Raw genomic sequence first — 22,863 nt, forward strand, 5'->3', positions numbered from 1 at the left:
GAAACAGGGAAGAGTCGCAGGGGGTTATATCAACGAGCCCCCTGCCGCCCAATCCACAGTGCGATGCGTCAGCGCGGCTTGCGAGGCCCCTTGGAAGGTTGGCCGAAGCGGCCCTTCGGAGCCTTGCTGTTCCAGCGAGCCGAGCCCCCGTCGAGCTTCTTCTTCTTCCAGTCCTGGAACTCCCCGGACTTCCGGCTCTCACCGGCACCCTCCGCGGAGCGACGACCGGAGGCTCCGGCGCGCACGACCCGCTCGCGAGGCGAGCCGTTGTCGTCGTAGGGCTTCCACTCCTTGCGAGCCGGACGGTCGGCGCCACCACTGGAGCGGGCGCCGCCCTCCTTCCGCGGCGGACGGGACGCACCGCCCTCGTCGCCCCCCCCGCTCCACTCACGTCGAGCGGGACGGCCCGCCGCGCCACCGAAGCGGGAACCGCCACTGCGCTCGGCACGGCCCTCGCCACCGAAGCGGGAACCGCCACTGCGCTCGGCACGACCCTCGCCGCCGAACCGCGAGCCCGCGCGCGGAGGACGACCCTCGCCACCAGCCCGAGGACCGCTGCGCTCGGCACGACCCTCGCCGCCGAAGCGGGAACCGCCACTGCGCTCGGCGCGAGCCTCGCCACCGAAGCGCGAGCCCGCGCGCGGAGGACGACCCTCGCCGCCAGCCCGGGGACCACTGCGCTCGGCGCGACCCTCGCCGCCGAAGCGGGAACCGCCACTGCGCTCGGCACGAGCCTCACCGCCGAAGCGCGAGCCCGCGCGCGGAGGACGATCCTCGCCGCCAGCACGAGGACCACTGCGCTCGGGACGACCCTCGCTCCCGAAGCGCGAACCCGCGCGAGGAGGACGACCCTCGCCGCCGAAGCGAGACCCGCCGCTCCGCTCGGCACGGTCCTCGCCACCAGCCCGGGGACCGCGACCCGCGCCGCCGAAGCGAGACCCACCGCTCCGCTCGGCACGGTCCTCGCCGCCAGCCCGAGGACCGCGACCCGCGCCGCCGAAACGGGACCCGCCACTGCGCTCGGGACGACCTTCGCCGCCGAAGCGCGAACCGCCGGCCCGAGGGGCACGCCCCTCACCGCCGAAACGAGAACCACCGCTCCGCTCGGCGCGAGCCTCACCACCGAAGCGCGAGCCGCCACTGCGCTCGGGACGACCTTCGCCGCCGAAGCGCGAACCCGCGCGCGGCGGGCGACCCTCGCCACCAGCCCGAGGACCCCCGCGCTCGGCGCGACCCTCGCCACCGAAGCGGGAACCACCACTCCGCTCACCCCGGTCGGAACGCGCCTTGGCGCCCGCGCCATCGAAACGAGCCGCACCGGCGCGAGCGGGACGGCCCTCGCCGCGAGCCCCACCGAAGCGCGAACCCCCCTCGCCGCCGGACTTCCACTCGCGACGCTGCGGGCGCTCCCCCCCCGCCCCTTCCGCGCGGGGACCGCGCGAACGGGCCGGAGCCTCGTCATCGCCGCTCCACTCGCGGCGCGCGGGACGTCCCTCCGCCGAAGCACCACGGGACCGCCCGAAGCGCGCCAGGCTGGAGCCACCCTCCCCGGCCGGCTTCCACGACGAGCGCTTCTCGCCCGCACCCGCGCGAGCCGGGGCCTTGCGAGCAGACCGCTCGGCCGACTTGCGCGGCGCCGGGGCGTCGTCGTCCATCGACAGCTCGTCCTCGTCCGACTCATCGAAGCCCGGAGCCGCGCGCCCGTGGCGTCGGGGCGGCAGCCGCAGCGACGTCGACGGCGGCGTGGCCTTCCCGTCGGACACGGCGTTGAGCAGGTCCACCTCGGAGGTCTTCAGCGGGCGCAGCTCGCCCGGACGCAGCCCCTCGACGCCCACGCCCGCATAGGCCGGGCGGAACAGGCGCACCACCGGGTGCCCCACCGCGGCGCACAGGCGCTTGATGAGGTGGGGGCGGCCCTCGGCCACCACGATCTTCAGCCAGGTGTTCTTCTCGGCCGCCTCGAACACGTCCACGGAGACCGGCGTCGCCATGCCGTCCTCCAGCCGGACGCCGCCGCGCAGCTTGTCCAGCGTGGCCTTGTCCGGCACGCCCTTCACCTTCGCGAGGTACGTGCGCGGCACCTGGAAGCTCGGGTGCGTGAGCTTGTGCGCCAGGGCCCCGTCGTCCGTGAAGAGCAGCGCGCCCTCGGCGTCGTAGTCCAGGCGGCCCACCGGGAACAGGCGTTTGCCCGTCTCCTCCACGTAGCTGGCCACCGTCGGCCGCCCCTGGGGATCCGACAGCGTCGTCACCACGCCCACCGGCTTGTAGAGCAGGAAGTAGGACGTCTCATCCGGCGGCGTGACGAGCTTTCCGTCCACCGAGACCAGGTCCGTCCCGGGCTCCACCCTGCTCCCCAGCTCCGTCACCGTCGTGTTGTTCACCGCCACGCGGCCCGCGGTGATCAGCTCTTCTGCATGCCGGCGCGAAGCCACTCCCGCGCGGGCCAGGTACTTCTGTAGTCGTTCGGCCGCCATTACTCTTCCTTCTTCATGCTCTGCCCGTCACTCGGGCTTGGGCCCCTCGGCACCCGTCTCGGGTGGCGGGGGCGTGTCCAGGACGCTGGAGCTGACCTTCGTCGTCCGGTCAGCCGCCTCGATGGCTTCTTCCAGCTCCTCTAGCGCGGCTTCACTCGCCGCGGCGTTCTTTTCCATCCGCTTCGTGAAACCCGGGTCCGATAGTGTCTCCACCGTCCCCGCCGCCGGCGGCGCCGGCTGGGCTTCCTTCTCCACGATGTCCCGATGCTCCTGCGTCAGCTCGTGGAACTCCCGCAGTGTCGGCAGGGCCGACAGGTCCTTCAGCGCGAAGAACTCCAGGAATTCACGCGTAGTCCCATAGAGGATGGGTCGCCCCACCTCCTCGCGCTTGCCCAGGATCTTGACGAGCTTGCGGTCGATCAATGCCTTGAGGACGGCCCCACAGTCCACTCCTCGAATGTCCTCCAGCTCCGGCCGGGTGACGGGCTGGCGGTAGGCGATGATGGCCAGGGTCTCCACGGCGGCCCGGGTGAGTCGCTGGGGCTTCACCCGCAGGTAGCGGCGGACGTACTCGCCCGAGTGGGGGTCGGTGCGGAACTGCCACCCTCCGGCGACCTCGTACAGGACGATGCCGCTGATGCCGTCCCGGTGGATGCCGGAAAGCTGGTTGAGGGCCTCGGCGATGAGCTCCCGGTCGATGCCGGTGGCCTGGAACAGCTCGTCCACGCTCAGGGGGCGCTCGGCGACGAAGAGGACGCTCTCGATGACCGTGCGGATGCGGTCCGGGGAGAGCTTGCGGCTCTTGGCGACGAGCTTCTCGAAGGACGTCTCGAGGTCGGGGGTCGCGTCCGCGTCCTCCTCGATGGCGACGGCATCCACCTCGTCCAGCTCGTCCGCCGGGCCGGGCCCGGTGACGGCGGCGATCTCCTCCTCGGAGAAGGGGCTCGGGCCCCCGGACGCGACCTCGCTCGCCTCCACCTCCTCGACCGGGGGCGCGGCGTTCTTGCCCTTCCGTCCGTTCCTACCGGTAGTCACTCTCGTCGACCTCCGTGGGGACCAGCCGCTCCAGGGCGTCCCCGTTGGGCAGCAACAGGATGGGACCCAACGGCTCGTCCTGTACCACGCGGATGAGGCGCCGTTTCACCATCTCGAGGATGGCCAGGAAGGTGATGACCACCTCCTGCCGGGTCCGGGTCTCCGTCTCGGAGAACAAGCTCTCGAAGAGCACCTGTCCCTGGGGGCGCAGGCGCTCGACGATGCGCAGGATGGCCTCGGAGAGCGTCACCCGCTCGCGCACCACCTCGTGCTGCAGCTTGGGCTGCAGGCGCTCCAGGACCCGGTCCAACGCCTCGATGAGCTTGAGGACGCTGAACTCCTGGAGCCCCACCTCGTCCTCGGGGATGGGGACCGCCTCCACCGGCACGCTGCGCGCGAAGACGTCTCGCCCGAGGATGTCCTGCATCCCCAGGTGCTCGGCGGCGTCCTTGTACTTCTGGTACTCGAGCAGGCGCCGCACCAGCTCCGCGCGCGGGTCCTCCGCCTCCTCCACCGCCGCCAGCGCCTCGCCGCCCTCCGGCACCGCCACCGCGTCCTGCCGGGGCAGGAGCATGCGGCTCTTGAGGTGGGCCAGGGTGGACGCCATCACCAGGAACTCCCCGGCGATGTCGAGGTTGATCTCCCGCATCCGCTCCAGGTGCTCGAGGTACTTCTCCGTGATGAGCGCCAGGGGGATGTCGAAGATGTCGACCCGATGCTCCTTGATGAGATGGAGCAGCAGGTCCAGCGGACCCTCGAAATTGGGCAGCGCGACGCGGAAGGAGTCGCCCGGTGTGCGGGGCAACTCCCCTTCAGGGAGGGCGTCGTCCGCCGGTGAGCGGGGACTGTCACTCACCGGTGGACCCTGGGTGCCCTTCTGGCTGTCGGTGGCGGCGCGTCATCGATTCTGCCGGCCTCGAGCGCGAGCCGGGGGGACACACCTCCTTAACAGTGGCTCCCAGGTGGGTCAAACAATCGACCGTGAACACCCGTTCAGACACCCTGTTTCAGGGGATGCCCACGGCCTTGCGAACCTGGTCCATCAGGCGGGACGCCTCGGCCCGGGCCCGGCTGGCGCCGTCCTGGAGGATGCGGTCCAGCTCCGCCGGGTCGGCCGACAGCTCGGCGTAGCGCTTGCGCGCGGGACCGAACGTGGTGTGGAGCGCTTCGAGCAGGAGCTTCTTGTACTCCCCGTAGCCCTTGCCCCCTGCCCTCCACGACGTCTCCACGTCGCGGAACTCGGACTCCGGGAGCACGACCTTCAAGAGGTCATAGAGCGGCACGTCGCTGGCCAGGGAGGCATCCGACGGCTTGTCGCCGGGCACCGGCTTGGGCGCCTCGACGGGCGTCGAGTCCGTCTTGATGGACATGACGCGCTTCTTCAGCTCCTTCTCGTCCCCGAACAGGTCCAGCGTGTTCCCGTAGGACTTGGACATCTTGCGTCCGTCGATGCCGGGCACCGTCTGGGTCGTGCTCTGGATGCGCGCCGAGGGCAGCTTGAGGATGCCGGGGGCGTGCCCGCGCTCCTTGCCCTCGGGGTCCGCGGGGTCGTACCCCGGCACGTACTGCACGTTGAACTTCACGGCCCAGTCACGGGCGAACTCGATGTGCTGGATCTGGTCCTTGCCCACGGGCACTTCGTCCGCGCTGTAGAGCAGGATGTCGGCGGCCATCAGCACCGGATAGGCGAAGAGGCCGAAGTCCGGGCTCTTCCCCTGCGCGACCTTGTCCTTGTAGCTGTGCGCGCGCTCCAGGTGCGCCACCGGCGTGACGACGCCCAGGATCCAGTTGAGCTCGAGCACTTCCTTCACGTCGCTCTGACGGAAGAGCACCGCCTTCTTCGGATCCAACCCGAGCGCCAGATAGGAGAGCGCGGCGTCGCGTGTCAGCTCGAGCGCGCGCTTCGGGTCGCGGACCTCGTTGAGCGAGTGGTAGTTCGCGATGAAGTAGTAGGCCTGATCGGCCTCGTCCTGAAGCTGCACGAACTGACGGATCGCGCCGTAGTAGTTGCCGATGTGCAGCTTTCCGGAGGACTGCACGCCTGAGAGGATCCGCATGTCGGTTTCCGAGTCGGGAGACGGGGGCGGGAGCGCCTGGGCCTGATACCCCGCGTGTATCGGGTATCTGACGGACGTCGGTGGTTCGCACACCCGACGCACCCCTGCAACCTTCGATTGCCTCGGAGAGACACCGCCGGACACCCGGTGGCCTGGCGCGACTCTGCTTGGAAAATTGCGCCCCGCACGAAAATCCCGAGGAGTTTCAGGCGGTTGCGGATTGAGCCTCGGTGGGTGGAGCGGTACCCTGATCTCCCCACCAGCGAGCAACCTCACCCCCGGGAGGTCGAAACAGCATGGAGCCATTCAAGGGAAGTCTCGCCAGTTATCGCCTGCAGATGGTGATGCCGCCCCTGTTCACGACGGCCGGGGTGGAGGGGACGCTGCGCGTGGAGCGCGGGGCCGTGCGTCGCTGCTTCCAGGTGAAGGACGGCTTCCTGGTGGGCGAGAGTTCGAACGACCCTCGCGAGCATCTGGCCCAGGTGCTGGTGAACCTGCGCATCCTGGACGCGCCCCGAGCAGCGGCGGCCTTCGAGGCGGCGGAGGGCGCGGGCACGCCGTACGGCACCTTCCTCGTGCAGCGCTGCTTCGTGGAGCTGCCCCGGCTCATCGAGGCGATGGAGCACAAGGCGCGCGAGGCGCTCTTCGACTGCTATGGCTGGGAGTCGGGCGAGGTGGAGTTCACGCCGAAGCTGCCGCCCGCGTCCCGCGCGGTGGGGTTGAAGCTGTCGCTCAGCGGCATGCACCGGGACGCGGTGACACGGCTGCGCGAGTGGAACGTGTTCCGCGACGTCTTCCCGCACTTCGACGCCACGTTCCGGGTGTTCCGCGAGTTCGCGGTGGAGACCTTCTCCGAAGAGGAGGACCGCCTGCTGGAGCTGGCCGCGAGTGGCGCGACGCTCGGGGAGATGCTGGCCACGGCCAAGGAGGCGCCGCTGTTCGCCGCGAGGTGGATCCTCCACCTGTACCGCCGTGGCGCGCTGGCGCCGAGGCTCCCCAAGGGCCCGAAGGTGGGAGAGGCGGCGGAGCTCGCGGAGCTGTTGAGCCTGGTAAAGCGCTTCCTGGAGGCGGGCAAGTACGACCACGCGGTGGCGCTGGCGGGACAGATTCTCGAGCGGGGCCCCGTGCCCGAGGCCCACGCCCTCTACCGCGAGGCCGAGGTCCGGTTGACGTTGGCCCTGAGCGACGAGCTGTTCGCCCTGGATGGCCGCCTCGTCTTCGAGCCCATCCCCCGCCCCACTCCGGCGCAGCTCACGGCGGACGACCTGTACCTGTACTCGAAGCTGCGCGGCAGTCGGAGCATCCGCCAGGCGCTGCGCACGGCGGCCATGGGGGAGCTGGCCGCGTCGCGCTCCGTCCACCGGCTGATGGCCTCCGGCCTGATTCGCGTCGCCGCGCTCCCGAGCTCGGATTCCTCCGCCGAGGACCGCAACTCGGGCGCGGAGCCATTCAGCCCATCCGCGGCGAACCTCGGAGCCTGAGCCACTCATCGCGGCGCGGCGTCGTCACCTCCCCGCGCCGCTTGCCTGGGAAGCCAGATATGCCTCCAGCGTCCGGCGAGCGGGATCGATCAACCAGACGTGCCCCACACCTTCGCGGCGATAGACCGGCAGCTTGCGGAACCGGTCCACGGACTCGGTGCTGGGCGATAGCACTTCGCACACCCAATCCGGAGCCAGCGTCAGCCAAGGGGCGTCGCTCGGGGGTTCGGCCATTCGCGCGCGCCGCCAGCCCGCCACGTCGGGGACGACGACGTCAGGCCCCAAGTGGAGCTCCGGCTCGTCCAGGAACCACCACCCGTCCGGCCCGTCGCGCCCGAACTCGAACGGCAGCATGAGCAAGGCCCCCAGGCGGCTCGCCACACGCAGATGCCTGGGCACGGGCCGTGGAGATGCATAGAGCGCGTCATCGACGATCTCCCCCACCCACCCGACAGGTAACGCCTCGATGTCCTCGTACGTCGCTGGCTTCTTCCGGTCACCCCGCCCCATGCACGCCTCCCGTCATGGAACCCATCAGGTCCCATCCCTAACACCCCATCCGAGAGGGTGTCTACCTGTGACATCGGCAGTCTCGCGGGCGCCCTGACACGTCCTGCCGGGACGGGGCGCGCTCTAGCTCCCCGTCCGGGCGGTCTTCTTCCGCGCCTTGGGGACGAACACGTCGCTGCGCGGGTGGAACTCGTCGTAGACGGAGCGCAGCCGCGCGCTGTTGACGTGGGTGTAGATCTGCGTGGTCGACAGGTCCGCGTGCCCCAGCATCTGCTGGACGGCGCGCAGGTCCGCGCCCCGCTCCACCAGGTGCGTGGCGAACGAGTGCCGCAGCTTGTGGGGCGACAGCGGCTTGCGGATGCCGGCCTTGAGCGCGTAGCGCTTGAGCAGCTTCCAGAACCCCTGTCGGGTGAAGCCCGAGCCCCGGGGCGTGACGAACAACGCGCGGGACTCGCGCCGCTTGAGCAACGCCGGCCGCGACGCCGCCAGGTACTCGCGCACCTTCTCCACCGCCACGCTCCCCAACGGGACGATGCGCTCCTTGGAGCCCTTGCCCTTGGCGACCAGGTAGCCCGCGCTCAACTGCACGTCGTTGACGCCCAGGCCACACAGCTCGCTCACGCGCAGCCCCGTGGCGTAGAGCACCTCGATCATCGCCTTGTCGCGCAGCCCCGTGGACGTGCGCTCGTCGGGGGCCGCGAGCAACTGCTCCACCTCCTCCAGCGTCAGGAACGAGGGCAGCTTGCGCGCCGAGCGCGGCGTATCCACGTCCTCGGTCGGATCCTTGTCGGCCATCCGCTCCGCGACCAGGAAGCGGTGGAAGCCCCGGAGCGCGGCGAGGTGCCGGGCCTGGCTGCGCTTGCCCAGGCCGCTCTTCGTGAGCGACGACAGGTGCGCCGTCACGTCCTCCTGCCGGGCGCGCGTCGCGTCGTCGACGCCGCGAGCCCGCAGGTCCTCGAAATAGACCGTGAGGTCCGCGGCATAGGCGTCCACCGTCTTGCCGGACAGACCCCGCTCCGCGCGGATGAACGCGATGAACGCGTCGAGCAACCCTTCCATGCGCGCAAGGCTAGCGGAGCCGCGCGCCGAGGCAACCCGACGACCTCACGCCCCGGGCCGCCCCGTCTCACCGGCCGAGCCCTGCTCCAGCGCCTGGACCACCCAGGGCCAGCCCACCAGGATGTTGCCGGGCGAGCGCAGGCAGGCATCCGCCACCGCCAGCACCTCCGCGGGCCGGGAGCGCACCGCCAGCGCCAGGTGACGCCCCAGGAACGGATACGGCAGGTAGCTCAGGTTGTGATGGCGCACCGGCACCCAGCTCAGCGTGGGCCGCCCCGTCCAGCGCTCCACCGCGTACGCCACCGCCGACGCCAGCACCTCCACCGCATACAGCGGCAGGCGGAACGCGCTCACCACGAAGGCCACCAGCGCGGAGGCGGCCACCGCGCCCGCGAACGACGACCCCACCAGGCAGCTCCACACCACCATGGGCACCACGCTGGTGACGATGGCCGCGGTCTGCACCCGCCACACCGACGGGCCCCGCCCCGCGGCGATGCTCGCGATGCTGCCCACCGACAGCCCCGACACGACGCCCAGGCAGATCCCCACCGCCACCCCCGCCCCGCCGCCCTGCTGCGCTCCGAAGGCCCCGGCCGCCGTCGCATGCAAGCCCACCAGCATGGACAGACTCGCCAGCGAGCCCAGCATCACCCCCGCCGCGAGCCCCGACACCAACGCCAGCACCAGGCCCGCGGCGGAACAACACAACGCCGACAAGACCCAGCCACCGTGGATGGGAATGCCCGCGGAGGTCATCGCGAGCCCTCCCAGCGCCGTCGCCAGGGGCGAGCCCACCACCAGCAGCAACAGCATCCGCCGGACGAAGAGCCCCGCGGCGAGAGCGCCCTCGGCCTGCTCCCGCCAGAGTTGGCCGATACGGCCCCCTGGCGAGGCAATGCCCGCGGCGCGGAGCCTGTAGTGCAGGTCCACCGGACGGAACATCAATAGCAACAGCAACGTGATCGGTGCGGGAACGTGCTGCAGCACGTCCGCGCGAGCAGGAACTGCGCCCCCCTGTGGTCGTCCCAAGGTGGCCCCCCCCCTCCAGTTCGGGTTTCAGTCCCCCAGCCTACCCTTGCCCTCCCGGAGGATTTCAAGCGTGTCGCCGATGAGTGAAACGACGGTGGAAGGTTCGTTCAACGTCACCCCGCCATCGAGGATGAGGTCCAGGCCATGGCCCAGGGCCATCTTGATGTCCTTCGCGTCCGTGAGCGGCTCACCCTCGGTGTCGGTCACGGACGTCGTCACGAGCGGACGGCCGAGCGCCCTCGCCAGCTCCCGCGCCAGGGGGGCATCCGGGACCCGGATCCCCACCTGCTTCTGTCGGGACATCATCAGGTCGGGCACCAGCCGCGTCGCCTCGAGGATGAAGGTGAACGCACCCGGAGTGAGCCCCTTCATCGTGCGATACGCGAAATTGCTGACGTGGGCGTAGCGGGCGACGTCGGACAGGTCCGGGCAGAGGAAGGACAGGGGCTTCTTCTTGTCGCGCCCCTTGAGCTGGTAGAGCCGCTCGATGGCCTTCTTCGAGCCCAGGTCGCACCCCATGCCGTAGTACGTGTCCGTCGGGTAGGCGATGAGCCCGCCCCGCTCGAGCACCTCCACCGCCCGCTGCACGTGCCGGGGAGACGGGTGCTCCAAGTCCACCTCGAGGATGGGTGCGGCCATGATGTCGTCGTGCCTCCTGGGGATGCCCCCTGAGCCTACGCCGTTCCCGGCGCGTCGTCCGCGCGGACTTCACCGCTGGCCGTCAGCGCCTTGCGCGTGAGGACCGGCCCCACCAGCTCATGGGTGGTGATCATGGCCACGATGAGCACCTCCACCTGGGCGCCGAAGGACGGGAACGTCCTCGCCACCAGGGCCGCCAGGCCGAAGGTGACGCCCGCCTGGGAGATGAGCCCCATCCACAGGTAGCGCTCGAGGCGGGGATCGTCCGAGGGCGCGAAGCGCCGACAGGCGAACCAGATGGCCGCGCCCCGCAGCACCACCAGCAGGAGCGCCGCCGGGCCCACCGTCATCAGCGTGTCCAGCTTGAGCCCCGCCCCCGCCGCCGCGAAGAAGAGCGCGAACACCGGCAGGCCCGCGCGCTGGATGGCGTGGTGGATGCGCTCGCCCTCCCGCTCGTCCAGGTTCGCGATGAGCGCCCCGGCCGCCAGCGACACCAGCAGCGGCGACAGGTGCAGCCGCGTGCCGCCCTCCGCCGCGGCGAACGACAGGCCCACCAGGAACAGGGGCAGCTCCCGCTTCACCCCTCGCATGTAGACGAGCATCGCCACCGCGAGCAGCGCCCCCACGGCCACGGAGCCGAACAGCTCCCAGCCCACGCCCCCCACCAACCCCGCCACGTCGAACCCACCCCCGAAGCTGGCCCGCGTCAGGCCCGCCGCCAGCGCGAAGGCCACCATGACGAACAGGTCGCCGATGATGACCAGCGCCATGAGGAACTCGGTGAAGGAGCCGCGCGCGCTCGTCTCCTGGACGATGGCGATGGTGACCGTGGGCGAGAACGACACCACCACCGTCGACAGGAGCGCGCTGACCGCGAGCGCCTGGGGCAGCGTCATGGGGGACAGGAACGGCAACACCGGCTTGAGCGCGAAGGTCGCGCCGAAGCACACCAGGAACGTCACCCCGCACACGCCCGCGCACAGGAGCGACACCCGCGCCCCCACCCGGCGGATGAGGCCCAGCCGCAGCTCCGTGCCGGCCACCAGCGCGATGAGGCTCACCGCCAGCCCCTTCACCAGGTCCAACCCCTTCACGCCCTCGCCCGGGATGAACCCCAGCGCGTAGGGCCCCACCGCCACGCCCACCAGCAGGTAGCCCGTGAGCCGGGGCAGGCCCAGCCCCTTGGCCACCTTGCCCGCGAACAGCCCGCACAGCAGCAGCGCCCCAGCCGCCAGCGTCACCGGCGTGCCCGCGTCCGCGCGCAGCACCTGCGCCCGGCTGATGATGGCCAGCAGCCCCATCAGCAGCAGCAACCGCACCACCGCGCCCTTCATGTCGCCACCTCCACGCCGGGCGTCGGCGCGGGGGCCGGAGGCGTCGCGGCGCGCACGACCTGGCGGAACGCCTGTCCCGCGAGCAGCTCGTTCACCACCGCGCCCACCACCACCACGTCCAGCACGCGGCGCGCGAGGCCGCCGGGGACCAGTTGCCCGTATTCGGCCACCAGGCACAGCGCGAGCCCGCCCTGCGCGATGAGCGCGTAGCCCAACCGGGGCGGCAGCTCGAGCGCGCCGCCCACCAGCCGCTGCGCGAACCCGCCGCCCACCACCTTCCCCAGGAAGCGCAGGCCCACGAAGCCGGGCACCAGCGCCCAGGCCGCCCAGTCGCGCGTGTACACGCCGCAGCCCACCAGGAACACCAGCACCAGGAACACCGGCCGCTCCACGCGGCCCAGCGCGCGCGCCACCCGCTCCACCGTCCTGCCCCCCACCAGCGCCAGCGTGGCACCGCACGCCACGCCCGCCAGCAGCGCGGACACCCGCAGGTACGCCGCCGCGCCCCCCACCAGCGCCACCATCCCCAGCGTCACCGTGGTCAGCTCCGCCGGGTCGTTCAGCGCGTGGGTCAGGAACGCCAGCAGCGCGCCGCAGAGGATGCCCAGCAGCACCGCCAGGCACACCAGCCCCAGCCCCTCGCCCATGCTCGGCGCCGAGCCCAGCACCAGGGCCAGCGCCAGCACGGACAGCCCCACCGCGTCGTCCAGCATCGTCAACAGCGCCACGCCCAGGCCCCGCACCCGGTCCATCCGCCCCCCGCGATGCGCGAGCACCGCGAAGTGACCGGACGACAGGCTCGCCGCCGCGCCGAGCATCGCCGCCGCGCCCACCGCCGTGTGGAGCGACGGCCGGGTCGTGAGGATCAACGGAGCCAGCAGCGGCACCGCGACGAAGAAGAAGGCCGTCCCGGAGTGCGCCAGGGCCGCCGCGTAGACGGGCCGGGGCAGCAGCCGCAGCAGGCGGGGATCCAGGTTCAACCCCAGGATGACGCCCGCGGTCCCCAGCCCCAGCGCCATCAACGGCCGCACCGAGCCCAGGTCCGCCACCGACAACACGCCCACCATCGACGGCCCGAGCACCACGCCGAAGAGCAGGAAGAGGAATCCGCTGGCCGCCAGCCTCGCCAACGCGGGGAACCGCGCAGGATCCAGCGCGGGGCTGGACGCGAGCAAGGACAGCGCCGCGATGGCCAGGAAGACGAGCAGCGCTTGCACGCAACTGGCTTACACCCTCCGCGCCCCCCGCGTCACGACCGGCGGTGGGTGGGTGCCGCGATCACCGGCAAGGCCACCAGCCGACCCATGGGGGGGTCGTCCGCATCCATCTCCAACTGGACGCGTTGGACGAGCCGCTCCACCTCCTCCGCGGAGGCAGACGGCAACACGCTCACGAGCACCACCCGGTCCTCGTCCGCGCCCAGCGCGAGGCTGCGCAGGCCCGCGAAGATGGGGACCTCGGCGGACAGCGCCGCGGCCGCGCTCCGGGCACGCACCACCAGCGGCTCCGGGATTCCGAACTCCCGGAGCCGACGGATGGCCCGCTCGGTTCCTTCCATCTGCTCGAGGAACGTGATGACCAGGTACACGCGGCCCTCTTACCGGGTCCGCGCGTCCGGCGCCACGCTACTCGTTCTGGCCGGGGCCCGCCGTCTCCCCGGACGAAGCCGCCGGCGGAGCGTTGCCTTCTTGCGCGCCGCCGCCTTCCTGCGGAGCCGCCATGGCCGCGCGGGCCGCGCGCTTGCCCTCCTCGATGAGCTTCTTCACCTTCTGCCCACCCTTGCGGCCGATCTCCTCGTAGAAGTTCGGCCCGCGGGTCGCCTTGACGCGATCACCGCCCTTCTTGCCGATCTCCTCGTAGAACTTCGCGCCGCGCTCGGCCTTCACCGTCTCGCCGCCCTTGCGGCCGATCTCCTCGTAGAACGAGCGGCCTCGCTCGGCCTTCACCGTCGCTCCGCCCTTGCGGCCGATGGTCTCGTAGAACTCGCGACCCCGTTCGTTCCGGACGGTCTCCCCACCCTTACGGCCCGCTTCGGCCACCGTCATGCTTCCCTTGTTGTCCTTGTCCGACATTTCGCCCTCTCCTCTCTTGGCTGCCCCCATCCCTCGCCACGATGCCCCTTGCCTGAAACCTTGGGACGGAAGCGCCCCGATGCAAGCAAGCTCCGTACACCGCCAGCCGTTCACGCCCCACACACCACACTGAAACCCCAATGATTCCAGTGGGTTTGTCAGGCTCGCCCTGCAAACGTCCCGGGCGGAGGCATGCCCGGCAGGACGCTCTCTTGTTCACAACAAACCCATCCACATTGCGGATTCCCGATACGGCACTCACCTTGAGCCAGCGGTGCGCGCCCAGTGCGCGACCGGGGAGGCGTGGCGTGGCGCAGGCGGGGAAGACATGGCTTCGAGTGCTGGCACCGATGCTCGCCTCCGTGGGTGGGTTGCTGATGCTGCGCCTCCTCGGGCCTGACTTCGTCGATCAGCGCCGCCTGGCGGATCTCCTGGCCCCTCTGGGTAAAGCCGCGCCATTGGCCTACATCGCCTTTCTCACCGTTCGTCCCTTCACGCTCCTCCCCGGACAGGTGTTGACCGCCGTGGGAGGAATGGTTTTCGGAACGCTCGCCGCGACTCTCTATTCACTAACGGGCAGCTTCCTGGCCGCCACGTTGCTCTTCCTGCTGGCACGCAAGGTGGGGACACGGCCCATGAAGCGACTGGTGGGCGGCAGATATCCAGCCCTGGTGCGCGCGGCCCGGCGCCATGACTTCCTTTTTTCATTCATGGCGTGTGTCAATCCACTGTGTCCCACGGACGTCCTCCTCGCCGCCTCCGCCGCGAGCGGCGCGCGTTTCTGGCCCACCGTCGGTGGAATCATGCTCGGCACCGTTCCCGGCACATTCCTCACCGCCCAGTTCGGCAGCGGTCTGGCGCAGGGACGCACGTTGATGACCGCCGTCTCCGCGGCGGGTCTCGTCGTCTCACTGGTGCTCGGCGTGTTCATCGGCCGGCGCTTCTACAAGGAACTTAACGCGGCTCCGGAGCCTGTCACGCCCGAGCCGTCCCTGCCCGTCTCCCGGTCGAAACCCGATGGGGTACCGGCGACCTGGTGATGGCGCCAGATGGACACCCGTGAGCCTTCGAAGGTTCCCGCGTCTGTCTATTCGCGGGGGATTTGTCTCATTTCCTCGATGAGCCACTGAAGCAGGGCCCCGCCCCCCCGCAGGAGCGCCAGGGTGAGAGCGTCCGGGGCTGAGCAGACACACACGGCCCCGGAGGGCCACGCCCAGACCTGGCGTGGCCCCCTGGGTTCGACGTCGTCGTCAGTCGTAGCGGCTGGTGAGCTCCAACGACCACGCGCGCAGCCTGCCGCTGCCGTTGCCCGTGGGGTTCGTCACGTGCAGCAGCCAGCGCCCGTTGACGGCGCCGTCGCGAGGGATGCCACGCGTCACCGGGATGCGGGCGGGAGGGGCGCCCTCGTTCGGCCCGTCCCACAGCAACGCCGTCTCGCCCGTCGGGTCCTCCAGCGTCAGGACCAGCCGCGCCGTCGAGGCGTGCACCACGTCCAGCACCACGGTGATGTCCTCGGGGACCGTGGCCAGGCCGACGACGCCGAGCGCGGCCGTGGTCGTCACCGTCGAGGCGGGCAACGCCACATCCGCGTAGCTCGTGAAGGAGCCGGCCATCCACGCCGGCCGGCAGATCCCCTCGGGTGAGCCGGAGGCCAGGCCGGAGCAGACCAACCCCGGCTGGCACGGCCGCAGCGCCGAGCAGCTATCGCTGTCACCCGGGATGGGCGTGAGGTCGCGGCAACGGCCATAGGCGATGGGGCCGCCCTGGGCCAGGCCCTCGCAGACCAGCCCGGCCTGACACGTGGACGGGCCCGTACAGGGCTCGTCCTTGGCCGCCGGGACGACGTGGTCCTTGAGCGACTGGAGCGCGGCGCCATCCACCGACGGAAGCTTCGACAGCTCCACCAGGTGGTCGATGCGGCGAGCGGCGACGATCTCCGCGGCCGCGGCGGCGCTCAGCCCCACCGTGCCCTGGAGGACCGCGGCGCTCGCGGTGTTGGCGACCGCCACGACGCGGCGGGCCTCCGCGAGGTTGAACGCCACGCCATCGAAGATGCCGACCTGTTCGTCCAGCGGCATGTCCACGCGCCCCGTGCCCCGGACATAGGCCTCCAGCGCCGCCAGCGCCGCCGGACCTACCTGCGGCACCGCTTCCACCTGTGCGATGGAGACGAAGCGACGGTCATCCGCCGTCTGAGGCACGCCATCCGGGCCGTTGCGATAGGCCACGAGGTTCTGCGCGGCGAGCGAGTTGAGGGGCACGTCGTCGTCCAGCACCACCAAGGTCGTCGACGGAGCATTGAGGAACGCCAGCACCCCCGTGGAGGCCGGCGTGCCATTCATGAGCGCCTGGGCCCGAGTCATCAGCACCTCGGCCGACTTCTCCGGGGACTCCGCCGCGCTCCCGCAGCTCAGGGTGACCGGCAACAGCATAAACGTGAGATACCGTGATGTTATGAAGTTCATGCCTTCCATGTATCCCATCCGCGCGGCGGGTTCTGCCGTGACGACGCGGTGGAAACGCCATGAGGCGAGGGGCGTTGCCGGGACGCGCTCAACTTCCGTCCGGACGGGAAGTCGCGCCTCGCAGCGCGCCCAGCGCCATGGGTGTGGGGCGCATCGAGAGCCCTCATCGATGCGCGGCTCGGCAATGAGGCCAGGCCTCCTCGACGTCCATGACACCAGGGGCCTGCGTCGCGGGAGAGGTCCCTTCGCGCCCCCCGTCTCACGACGTGACGGGTCGCACGTCGAAGCGCCCAGGGGCCGTTCTTCTCTCGGGTGGCGCGAGCCCCTGCCCCGCTGGCGCTCGCGGGGGACATGACGGCACGATGACGTCGGGAGGCGCGATGACACGCAAACCGATGGTTGCGGTGGCGCTCGGGGTGGTCCTGTTGGGAGTGGGCTTGTGGCGACTGACCGTCTCCACGTCTGGCCATGACGAAGACCGTACCGACGCCGACCCCGCCGCGCTGAATCGTGAGGCGAAACCAGCCCCCCACGGCGCCGCTCCTGGCCCGACGGTGGACGGTCCTCGAGGTCAGCCGGGCACGCCCGAGGTCGCCGAGGCGATGCGAGCCGAAGAGGGTCAGCTCGCGGTCGCGGTGGTGAGCGACGACCAGCGTCCCCTCGCCACCGCACGTGTGACGCTCTACGTCCTGGCCTCGGAGGTCTCGACGCCACGCTGGCTCATCGCGGGCCGCGGCCTCACGGATGCGACGGGACGGCTCGACCTCCCCGCGCGTCCGGGTCGCTATCTCATCGCCGCGAGGAGAGAGGGCTTCGCGCCAGCGCGTGCCCACGTCTCCCGCCCAGTCGGCGAAGCGCGCACCGAGGTTCGCCTGACGCTCGGCGCGGGGGCCACGCTCGAAGGGAGGGTCGTCACACGCGCCTCCGGAGAGCCCCTCGCTCACGCCCAGCTCGACCTCGCGCCGCGCCTCCAACCGGGCAGCGTCCGCGACGAACCGGATCCCATTCCCGAGGAAGAGCTGGCCACCGGCGCGAGTGACGCACACGGAGGATTCCGGCTGCACGGGTTGTCGCCCGGCGACTACCAACTCACGGTCAGCGCGCCTGGACATGCCCCCAGGCGACTGCCACGCGTCCGCGTTCCGAGGTCGGGGCTCGTCGTCGAGTTGGACGGGTCCGCCTTCATCGAGGGCGTCGTGGAGCACCCGAACGGACGGCTGCCGGGACCCGCCACCGTCATCGCCGCCGGGATGGGGGGCCTCCATGAAGTCGAGACAGGGCCCGAAGGGGCGTTCTCCATCGAGGTGCCCCCAGGGGTCTACCGCCTCTCCGCTCGCCACGAGACGCTGCGCGGCACGGCCCCCGGGCAGGTCTCCGTGGGCGGCGCGATGACGGCCCGGAACGTCCGCATCCGACTCGGTGGCGCGGCGTCCCTCGCCGGACTGGTGCGGGAGAAAGGCTCGGGGCGTCCCATCGGCAATGCCCAGGTGTCCATCAGCCCCGCGGGACTTGGCGCCACAGGAACGGGGCCGACGGAGCTGGCCACCGTGAGAACGGGCGCGGACGGTCGATTCGAGGCGCGGGACCTCCCTCCCGGTGTCGTCTCGCTCGTCGTGACGGACCGGCCTCACCACGGCAAACAGGCGCGTCAGGCCCTCAGCCTGCTGTCGGGGCAACGCTTCGAGGTGCTGGTCGAGATGGATGCCACCGGCACCATCGAGGGCCTCGTGGTCGACGAGCAGGAGCACCCCCTCGCGGGGGTCCACGTCGTGCCCGAGTACCTCTGGCGCATGTACGCGGTGGAAGGGGCCACCGACACCGTCACGGGCGCGGACGGCACCTTCACGCTTGCTGGCATTCCAGCGGGGAACGTGCTCGTGGCGGCGCACCGCAAGGGAAGCCTGACGCACGCGCGCGAGAAGGTCACCGTGCTCCCCGGGCAGACGGCGAAGGTCCGCATCCAGCTCACGGGGGAAGGCACGCTGGAGGGCCGCGTGCGCATGGCGGATGGAAGCGTGCCACCCGGACCCGCGACCCTCCAGGTACAGCGTGTCGATGCGCAACGCTCGGAGGCACTCCAGGCCCAGACGTCAGCGGACGGAACGTTCTCCATGCGCGTGCGCGCCGGTCGCTACCGGGTCGCCGCGTGGCTCACGGACACGGGGGCCACGACCGATGACAAGGTGGTCGAGCTCGAGGCCGACAAGACCCAGCGCGCGGACCTGACGGTGCGCGAGGTGCGCGCGACCATCACCGTCACCGTGCTCGAACCCGAGGGAGCGCCGAGCGTCGGCGCCACCGTCATGATGAGCCCTGTCGGCAAGAACGAGGTCCTGGTCGAGGACGTCACGGACATGGCCGGCCAGGCGGTGATTCCCGCGGATGACCTCGGAGTCCCGGGGGTCCGCGTCTGGGCCACCCGGGGTGGCCGCCGGGGAGACGTCGCCTCGATGCCCACGAGTCAGCGAGAGGTCGTGGTCCAGCTCGGCGCGGCGGGCGCGGTGAGAGGCACCGTGCGCTCGGCGGGCGGACGTGACGTGGAGGGCTTCCACCTCGTGGTGTCGTCCACGCGCGCCGAGGAGGACTATCTCACCACCCAGGAGCAGGACTTCCACGGCAACCGCTTCGTCGTCGACGACGTCGCCGTCGGGCCGGTGGTGCTGACCGCCACCCTGCCCGATGGTCGCGCGGGCAAGGCGAACGCGACGACGACCGCGGGAGGCGTGGTGGAGGTCGAGGTCGTCGTCGAAGCTGGCGGGAGTGTCACGGGGCGGCTCGTCGACGCGAAGGGACGCCCTGTCGACCGGGGCCAGGTCGACGTCGATGGAATCAGCGCCCCCGCCACGGGCCCGGACGGCCGCTTCCGCGTGTCGGACGTCGCGCCGGGCGAACACCAGCTCATCGCCTGGACCTCGAAGCAGGAGCGCGCGGTGCGGCGACTCACGCTGGCCGCGGGCAAGGTGCAGGACGTGGGAGACGTGAAGCTCGAGCCGCCTCGCGTCGAGTCCGGGCGACTGGGCCTCGCCTACGGAATGGAGGGACGGGATGTCATCATCGTGAACATGCTCGAGGAGCACGTGGGCATCCTGAACGAAGGCGACATCGTGAAGAGCATCGACGGCGCGGTGGTGCTCGACATCGGCGAGGCCCGGACGCGAGAGCTCGGCCCGCCCGGCAGCCCCGCCACGCTCGTCATCCTCCGAGGGACACTCCTCCAGACCGTCGTCCTCCATCGGACGCCCTGACGGCTTCGCCGCTCGGCGGCCTCGTCCCGCTGGGTGCCCACGCATCCGACGGCCGACACCACACCGCCCCGAGCATCCAGCGGTGGACGACGGAACGCCCCCCGGGTTCCGCTGGCCCCTGCGAGGAGTCGACCCGAACTCCATCCTGCGCATCGCGCGGATGTGATGCCGCCGGGAGGTCCTCGTGGGAGTCCTCGACCTGATGCTCCGCTGGCCCGTGTTCCGCCAGTTGCTTCGTGGCGACGCCACGGCGCTCGGCGACACCGCGATGAGCGAGCGGAGCCGAACGCTCGAGCCACGCACCGCGCGGGCGGACCGCGTCGTCAAGTCGGTCTGTCCCTACTGTGCGGTGGGCTGCGGCCAGGACGTCTACGTCAAGGACGGGCGGCTCCTCGACATCGAGGGCGACCCGGATTCGCCCATCTCACGGGGGCGCTTGTGCCCGAAGGGGGCCGCCACCTTCCAGCTCGTCACCGGCACACATCGCGTCCACGACGTCCTCTACCGTCGCCCGGGCGGCACGGAGTGGGAGCGCATCCCCTTGGAGCGGGCCATGGACATGGTGGCCGACCGCGTGAAGCGGACACGGGACGCCACGTGGGAGGAGACGGACGTCAACGGCCTCACCGCCCGGCGCACGCTCGGTATCGCGCACCTGGGCGGCGCCACGCTGGACAACGAGGAGAACTACCTCATCAAGAAGCTCTTCACCGCGCTCGGCATCGTGCAGGTGGAGAATCAAGCAAGGATTTGACACGCCTCGACGGTGCCCGGTCTGGGCATCACGCTCGGTCGCGGCGGGGCCACGACCTTCCAGCAGGACCTGCGCAACGCTGACTGCATCCTCATCCAGGGCTCCAACATGGCGGAGGCGCACCCCGTGGGCTTCCAGTGGGTCATGGAGGCCAAGGCCCGCGGGGCGACCCTCATCCATGTCGACCCGCGCTACACGCGCACGAGCGCCATGGCGAACCTCCACGTTCCCATCCGCGTCGGCTCCGACATCGCGTTCCTCGGTGGCCTGGTGCGCTACGTGCTGGAGAACGAGCGCTACTTCAAGGACTACGTCGTCCACTACACCAACGCGGCCAACCTCCTCCGCGAGGACTTCCAGGACACCGACGAGTTGGACGGCCTGTTCAGCGGCTTCGTCGCCGAGGAGAGCAAGTACGACGTCACCTCGTGGGGCTACGAGGGCGCCGGCGGTCCCGTCCCCGCCGCCGGCCACAAGGAGCTGTACTCGGAGCCGGGCGCGGGCGCGGGCGCGGCCCATCACGCGCGTATCACCGATGCGCCCCGCGACGAGACGCTCCAACACCCACGCTGTGTCTTCCAGGTGATGCGCCGGCACTTCCAGCGCTACACGCCGGAGATGGTCACCCAGGTGTGCGGCGTGCCGGAGGAGCTGTTCCTGAAGGTGGCCCAGGCACTCTGTGAGAACTCGGGGCGCGAGCACACGAGCGCCTTCTGCTACGCCGTGGGGTGGACGCAGCACTCGGTGGGGGTGCAGTACATCCGCACCGCCACCATCCTCCAACTGCTCCTGGGCAACATCGGTCGCCCCGGTGGCGGCATCCTCGCGCTGCGGGGACACTCCTCCATCCAGGGCTCCACCGACATCCCCACCCTCTTCAACCTGCTCCCCGGCTACCTGCCGATGCCGACGGCAGCGCACCACCCCAACCTCGACGCCTACTTGAAGAGCCACACCTCCGACTCGGCGTGGTGGAGCAACTTCCCCAAGTACGTCGTGTCCCTGTTGAAGGCCTGGTTCGGTGACGCCGCGACGCGGGAGAACGACTTCTGCTTCGACCACCTGCCCCGCCTGAGCGGGAACCATTCGCACATGCAGACGGTGGCGGACATGGTGGATGGGCGCGTGAAGGGCTACTTCGTCATGGGCGAGAACCCCGCCGTGGGCTCCATGAACGGTGCGTTCCAACGCAAGGGACTGCGTCAGCTCGACTGGCTGGTGGTGCGCGACCTCACCCTCATCGAGACCGCCGAGTTCTGGCGGACCGCGCCCGAAATCCAGCGAGGAGACGTGCGGCCCGAGGACATCCGCACCGAGGTCTTCTTCTTCCCCGCCGCGGCGCACACGGAGAAGGACGGCTCCTTCACCAACACCCAGCGGCTGCTCCAGTGGCACCACATGGCGGTTCAGCCCCCGGGCGCCGCGCGCAGCGAACTGCACTTCATGCTCCACCTGGGGCGCCGGTTGAAGCGCCTGTATGCCGGCTCACGTGAGGCGAAGGACCGCGCGCTGATGGAGTTGACGTGGGACTACCCCACGCACGGCCCGTTCGAGGAGCCGAGCGCCGAGGCGGTGCTCGCGGAGATCAACGGCTACACCTGGGCGGACCGCCAGCCGGTGAGTGGCTTCACCGCGCTGAAGGATGACGGCACCACCGCGTGCGGGTGTTGGATCTACTCCGGCGCCTACGCGGACGGCGTCAACCAGCCGGCGCGTCGCAAGCCGGGGCGCGAACAGACCTGGGTGGCCTCCGAATGGGGCTGGGCCTGGCCCGCCAACCGCCGCCTGCTCTACAACCGCGCCTCGGCGGACCCCGAGGGGCGGCCGTGGAGCGAGCGCAAGAAGTACGTCTGGTGGGACGCGGGACAGCGGCGCTGGACGGGCGAGGACGTGCCCGACTTCATCGTGGATCGCCCACCGGACTACCGCCCGCCACGAGGCGCGACGGGCGTGGACACCCTGCGGGGTGACGACCCGTTCATCATGCAATCGGACGGCAAGGCCTGGCTCTTCGCTCCCAGCGGCATGGTGGATGGGCCGCTGCCCACGCACTACGAGCCGCAAGAGTCCCCGGTGAAGAACCCGCTCTACGGACAGCAGTGCAACCCCACGCGGCTCGAGTGGCCACGCCGGGGCAACCCGTATCACCGGGCCTGGAGCGACCCGCGCTTCCCCTTCGCCCTCACCACGTACCGGCTCACGGAGCACCACACCGCGGGCGGCATGAGCCGTTGGCTGTCCTGGCTCAGCGAACTCCAGCCCGAGCAGTTCTGCGAAGTGTCTCCCGAGCTGGCCGTCGAGCGCGGGCTCCACAACGGCGGCTGGGCCACCCTGCGCACCGCGCGCGGCGACCTCGAATGCCGGGTGCTCGTCACCGAGCGCATGAAGCCCCTGAAGCTCGATGGCACCTGGGTCCACCAGGTGGGCATCCCCTATCACTGGGGTGTCACGGGCCGCATCCGCGGGGACGGCGCCAACGAACTCCTGCCCATGGTGGCGGACGCGAACGTGGACATCCAGGAGTCGAAGGCGCTGACCTGCGACGTCGTCGCGGGACGCCACGCCAGTCGCGCCCGCGCGGCGACCGGCGCCACCCAGCCCGCCCTCCCCGAGGGCACGCCCCAGGCCCGACGCGACAGCCTCCAGGTGGGAGCGCTGTCCCACGTCCCCGCGCAAGAGAAGAAGAAGGACGAGGAGCAATAGCGC

16 protein-coding genes and 1 pseudogene are annotated in these 22,863 nt (G+C 70.8%); 4 read left to right on the plus strand and 13 right to left on the minus strand.

Features of this window, described 5'->3' with window-relative positions; translation table 11 throughout:
• Positions 1 to 68 precede the first annotated feature (68 nt).
• The 4 genes from LZ198_RS34195 to trpS form a co-directional block, all read right to left on the minus strand.
• Entirely contained in the window at positions 69 to 2,474 is a 2,406-nt protein-coding gene (locus LZ198_RS34195) for a pseudouridine synthase (protein ID WP_253976331.1), read from the minus strand.
• A gap of 27 nt (positions 2,475 to 2,501) precedes the next feature.
• Positions 2,502 to 3,509, minus strand: coding sequence for an SMC-Scp complex subunit ScpB (gene scpB, locus LZ198_RS34200; RefSeq protein ID WP_407667487.1), 1,008 nt, complete (start codon positions 3,507 to 3,509; stop codon positions 2,502 to 2,504).
• Complete coding sequence (locus tag LZ198_RS34205; RefSeq protein ID WP_253976332.1) at positions 3,496 to 4,365, minus strand: segregation and condensation protein A; 870 nt, start codon at positions 4,363 to 4,365, stop codon at positions 3,496 to 3,498. The genes scpB and LZ198_RS34205 overlap by 14 nt, the downstream gene beginning before the upstream one ends.
• Before the next feature lie 151 nt (positions 4,366 to 4,516).
• Positions 4,517 to 5,566 (minus strand): tryptophan--tRNA ligase, encoded by a 1,050-nt coding sequence (gene trpS / locus LZ198_RS34210; protein WP_253976333.1) that lies wholly within the window; start codon positions 5,564 to 5,566, stop codon positions 4,517 to 4,519.
• A gap of 296 nt (positions 5,567 to 5,862) precedes the next feature.
• Between trpS and LZ198_RS34215 the strand changes: the two genes are divergently transcribed.
• Positions 5,863 to 7,047, plus strand: coding sequence for a DUF4388 domain-containing protein (locus LZ198_RS34215; RefSeq protein ID WP_253976334.1), 1,185 nt, complete (start codon positions 5,863 to 5,865; stop codon positions 7,045 to 7,047).
• Positions 7,048 to 7,104: 57 nt separating this feature from the next.
• On the opposite strand, the pseudogene LZ198_RS34220 reads toward LZ198_RS34215, so the two are convergent.
• From LZ198_RS34220 to LZ198_RS34255, 8 genes and pseudogenes are all read right to left on the minus strand, one after another.
• Positions 7,105 to 7,557: pseudogene (locus LZ198_RS34220) on the minus strand (Uma2 family endonuclease); the annotation flags it as partial.
• Between the two features lie 123 nt (positions 7,558 to 7,680).
• Complete coding sequence (gene xerD / locus LZ198_RS34225) at positions 7,681 to 8,616, minus strand: site-specific tyrosine recombinase XerD (protein ID WP_253976335.1); 936 nt, start codon at positions 8,614 to 8,616, stop codon at positions 7,681 to 7,683.
• A gap of 45 nt (positions 8,617 to 8,661) precedes the next feature.
• Positions 8,662 to 9,606 (minus strand): hypothetical protein, encoded by a 945-nt coding sequence (locus LZ198_RS34230; protein ID WP_407667488.1) that lies wholly within the window; start codon positions 9,604 to 9,606, stop codon positions 8,662 to 8,664.
• Between the two features lie 69 nt (positions 9,607 to 9,675).
• Positions 9,676 to 10,287, minus strand: coding sequence for an L-threonylcarbamoyladenylate synthase (locus LZ198_RS34235; RefSeq protein WP_253976336.1), 612 nt, complete (start codon positions 10,285 to 10,287; stop codon positions 9,676 to 9,678).
• A gap of 35 nt (positions 10,288 to 10,322) precedes the next feature.
• Positions 10,323 to 11,621 carry a cation:proton antiporter gene (locus LZ198_RS34240; RefSeq protein WP_253976337.1) on the minus strand — a complete coding sequence of 433 codons (1,299 nt, stop codon included), beginning with the start codon at positions 11,619 to 11,621 and terminating at the stop codon, positions 10,323 to 10,325.
• Positions 11,618 to 12,838, minus strand: a complete 1,221-nt coding sequence (locus tag LZ198_RS34245; protein WP_253976338.1) for a cation:proton antiporter — start codon at positions 12,836 to 12,838, stop codon at positions 11,618 to 11,620. Before LZ198_RS34245 ends, LZ198_RS34240 begins: the two co-directional genes overlap by 4 nt.
• A gap of 32 nt (positions 12,839 to 12,870) precedes the next feature.
• Positions 12,871 to 13,209 (minus strand): hypothetical protein, encoded by a 339-nt coding sequence (locus LZ198_RS34250; protein ID WP_253976339.1) that lies wholly within the window; start codon positions 13,207 to 13,209, stop codon positions 12,871 to 12,873.
• Between the two features lie 37 nt (positions 13,210 to 13,246).
• Positions 13,247 to 13,693 carry a general stress protein gene (locus LZ198_RS34255; protein ID WP_253976340.1) on the minus strand — a complete coding sequence of 149 codons (447 nt, stop codon included), beginning with the start codon at positions 13,691 to 13,693 and terminating at the stop codon, positions 13,247 to 13,249.
• A 350-nt stretch (positions 13,694 to 14,043) separates the two neighbouring features.
• On the opposite strand from LZ198_RS34255, the gene LZ198_RS34260 reads away from it, so the two are divergent.
• Positions 14,044 to 14,733, plus strand: coding sequence for a TVP38/TMEM64 family protein (locus LZ198_RS34260; protein ID WP_253976341.1), 690 nt, complete (start codon positions 14,044 to 14,046; stop codon positions 14,731 to 14,733).
• A gap of 210 nt (positions 14,734 to 14,943) precedes the next feature.
• Here LZ198_RS34260 and LZ198_RS34265 read toward each other — a convergent pair whose 3' ends face one another.
• Positions 14,944 to 16,125 carry a proprotein convertase P-domain-containing protein gene (locus LZ198_RS34265; RefSeq protein ID WP_253976342.1) on the minus strand — a complete coding sequence of 394 codons (1,182 nt, stop codon included), beginning with the start codon at positions 16,123 to 16,125 and terminating at the stop codon, positions 14,944 to 14,946.
• Positions 16,126 to 16,760: 635 nt separating this feature from the next.
• On the opposite strand from LZ198_RS34265, the gene LZ198_RS34270 reads away from it, so the two are divergent.
• Both LZ198_RS34270 and fdh read left to right on the plus strand, forming a co-directional pair.
• Complete coding sequence (locus LZ198_RS34270) at positions 16,761 to 19,403, plus strand: carboxypeptidase regulatory-like domain-containing protein (protein WP_253976343.1); 2,643 nt, start codon at positions 16,761 to 16,763, stop codon at positions 19,401 to 19,403.
• Between the two features lie 202 nt (positions 19,404 to 19,605).
• On the plus strand, positions 19,606 to 22,860 hold the full coding sequence (gene fdh / locus LZ198_RS34275) for a formate dehydrogenase (RefSeq protein WP_253976351.1): 3,255 nt from the start codon (positions 19,606 to 19,608) through the stop codon (positions 22,858 to 22,860).
• Positions 22,861 to 22,863 lie beyond the last annotated feature (3 nt).

It is taken from the genome of Myxococcus dinghuensis, assembly GCF_024198235.1.
Taxonomy (GTDB): domain Bacteria; phylum Myxococcota; class Myxococcia; order Myxococcales; family Myxococcaceae; genus Myxococcus; species Myxococcus dinghuensis.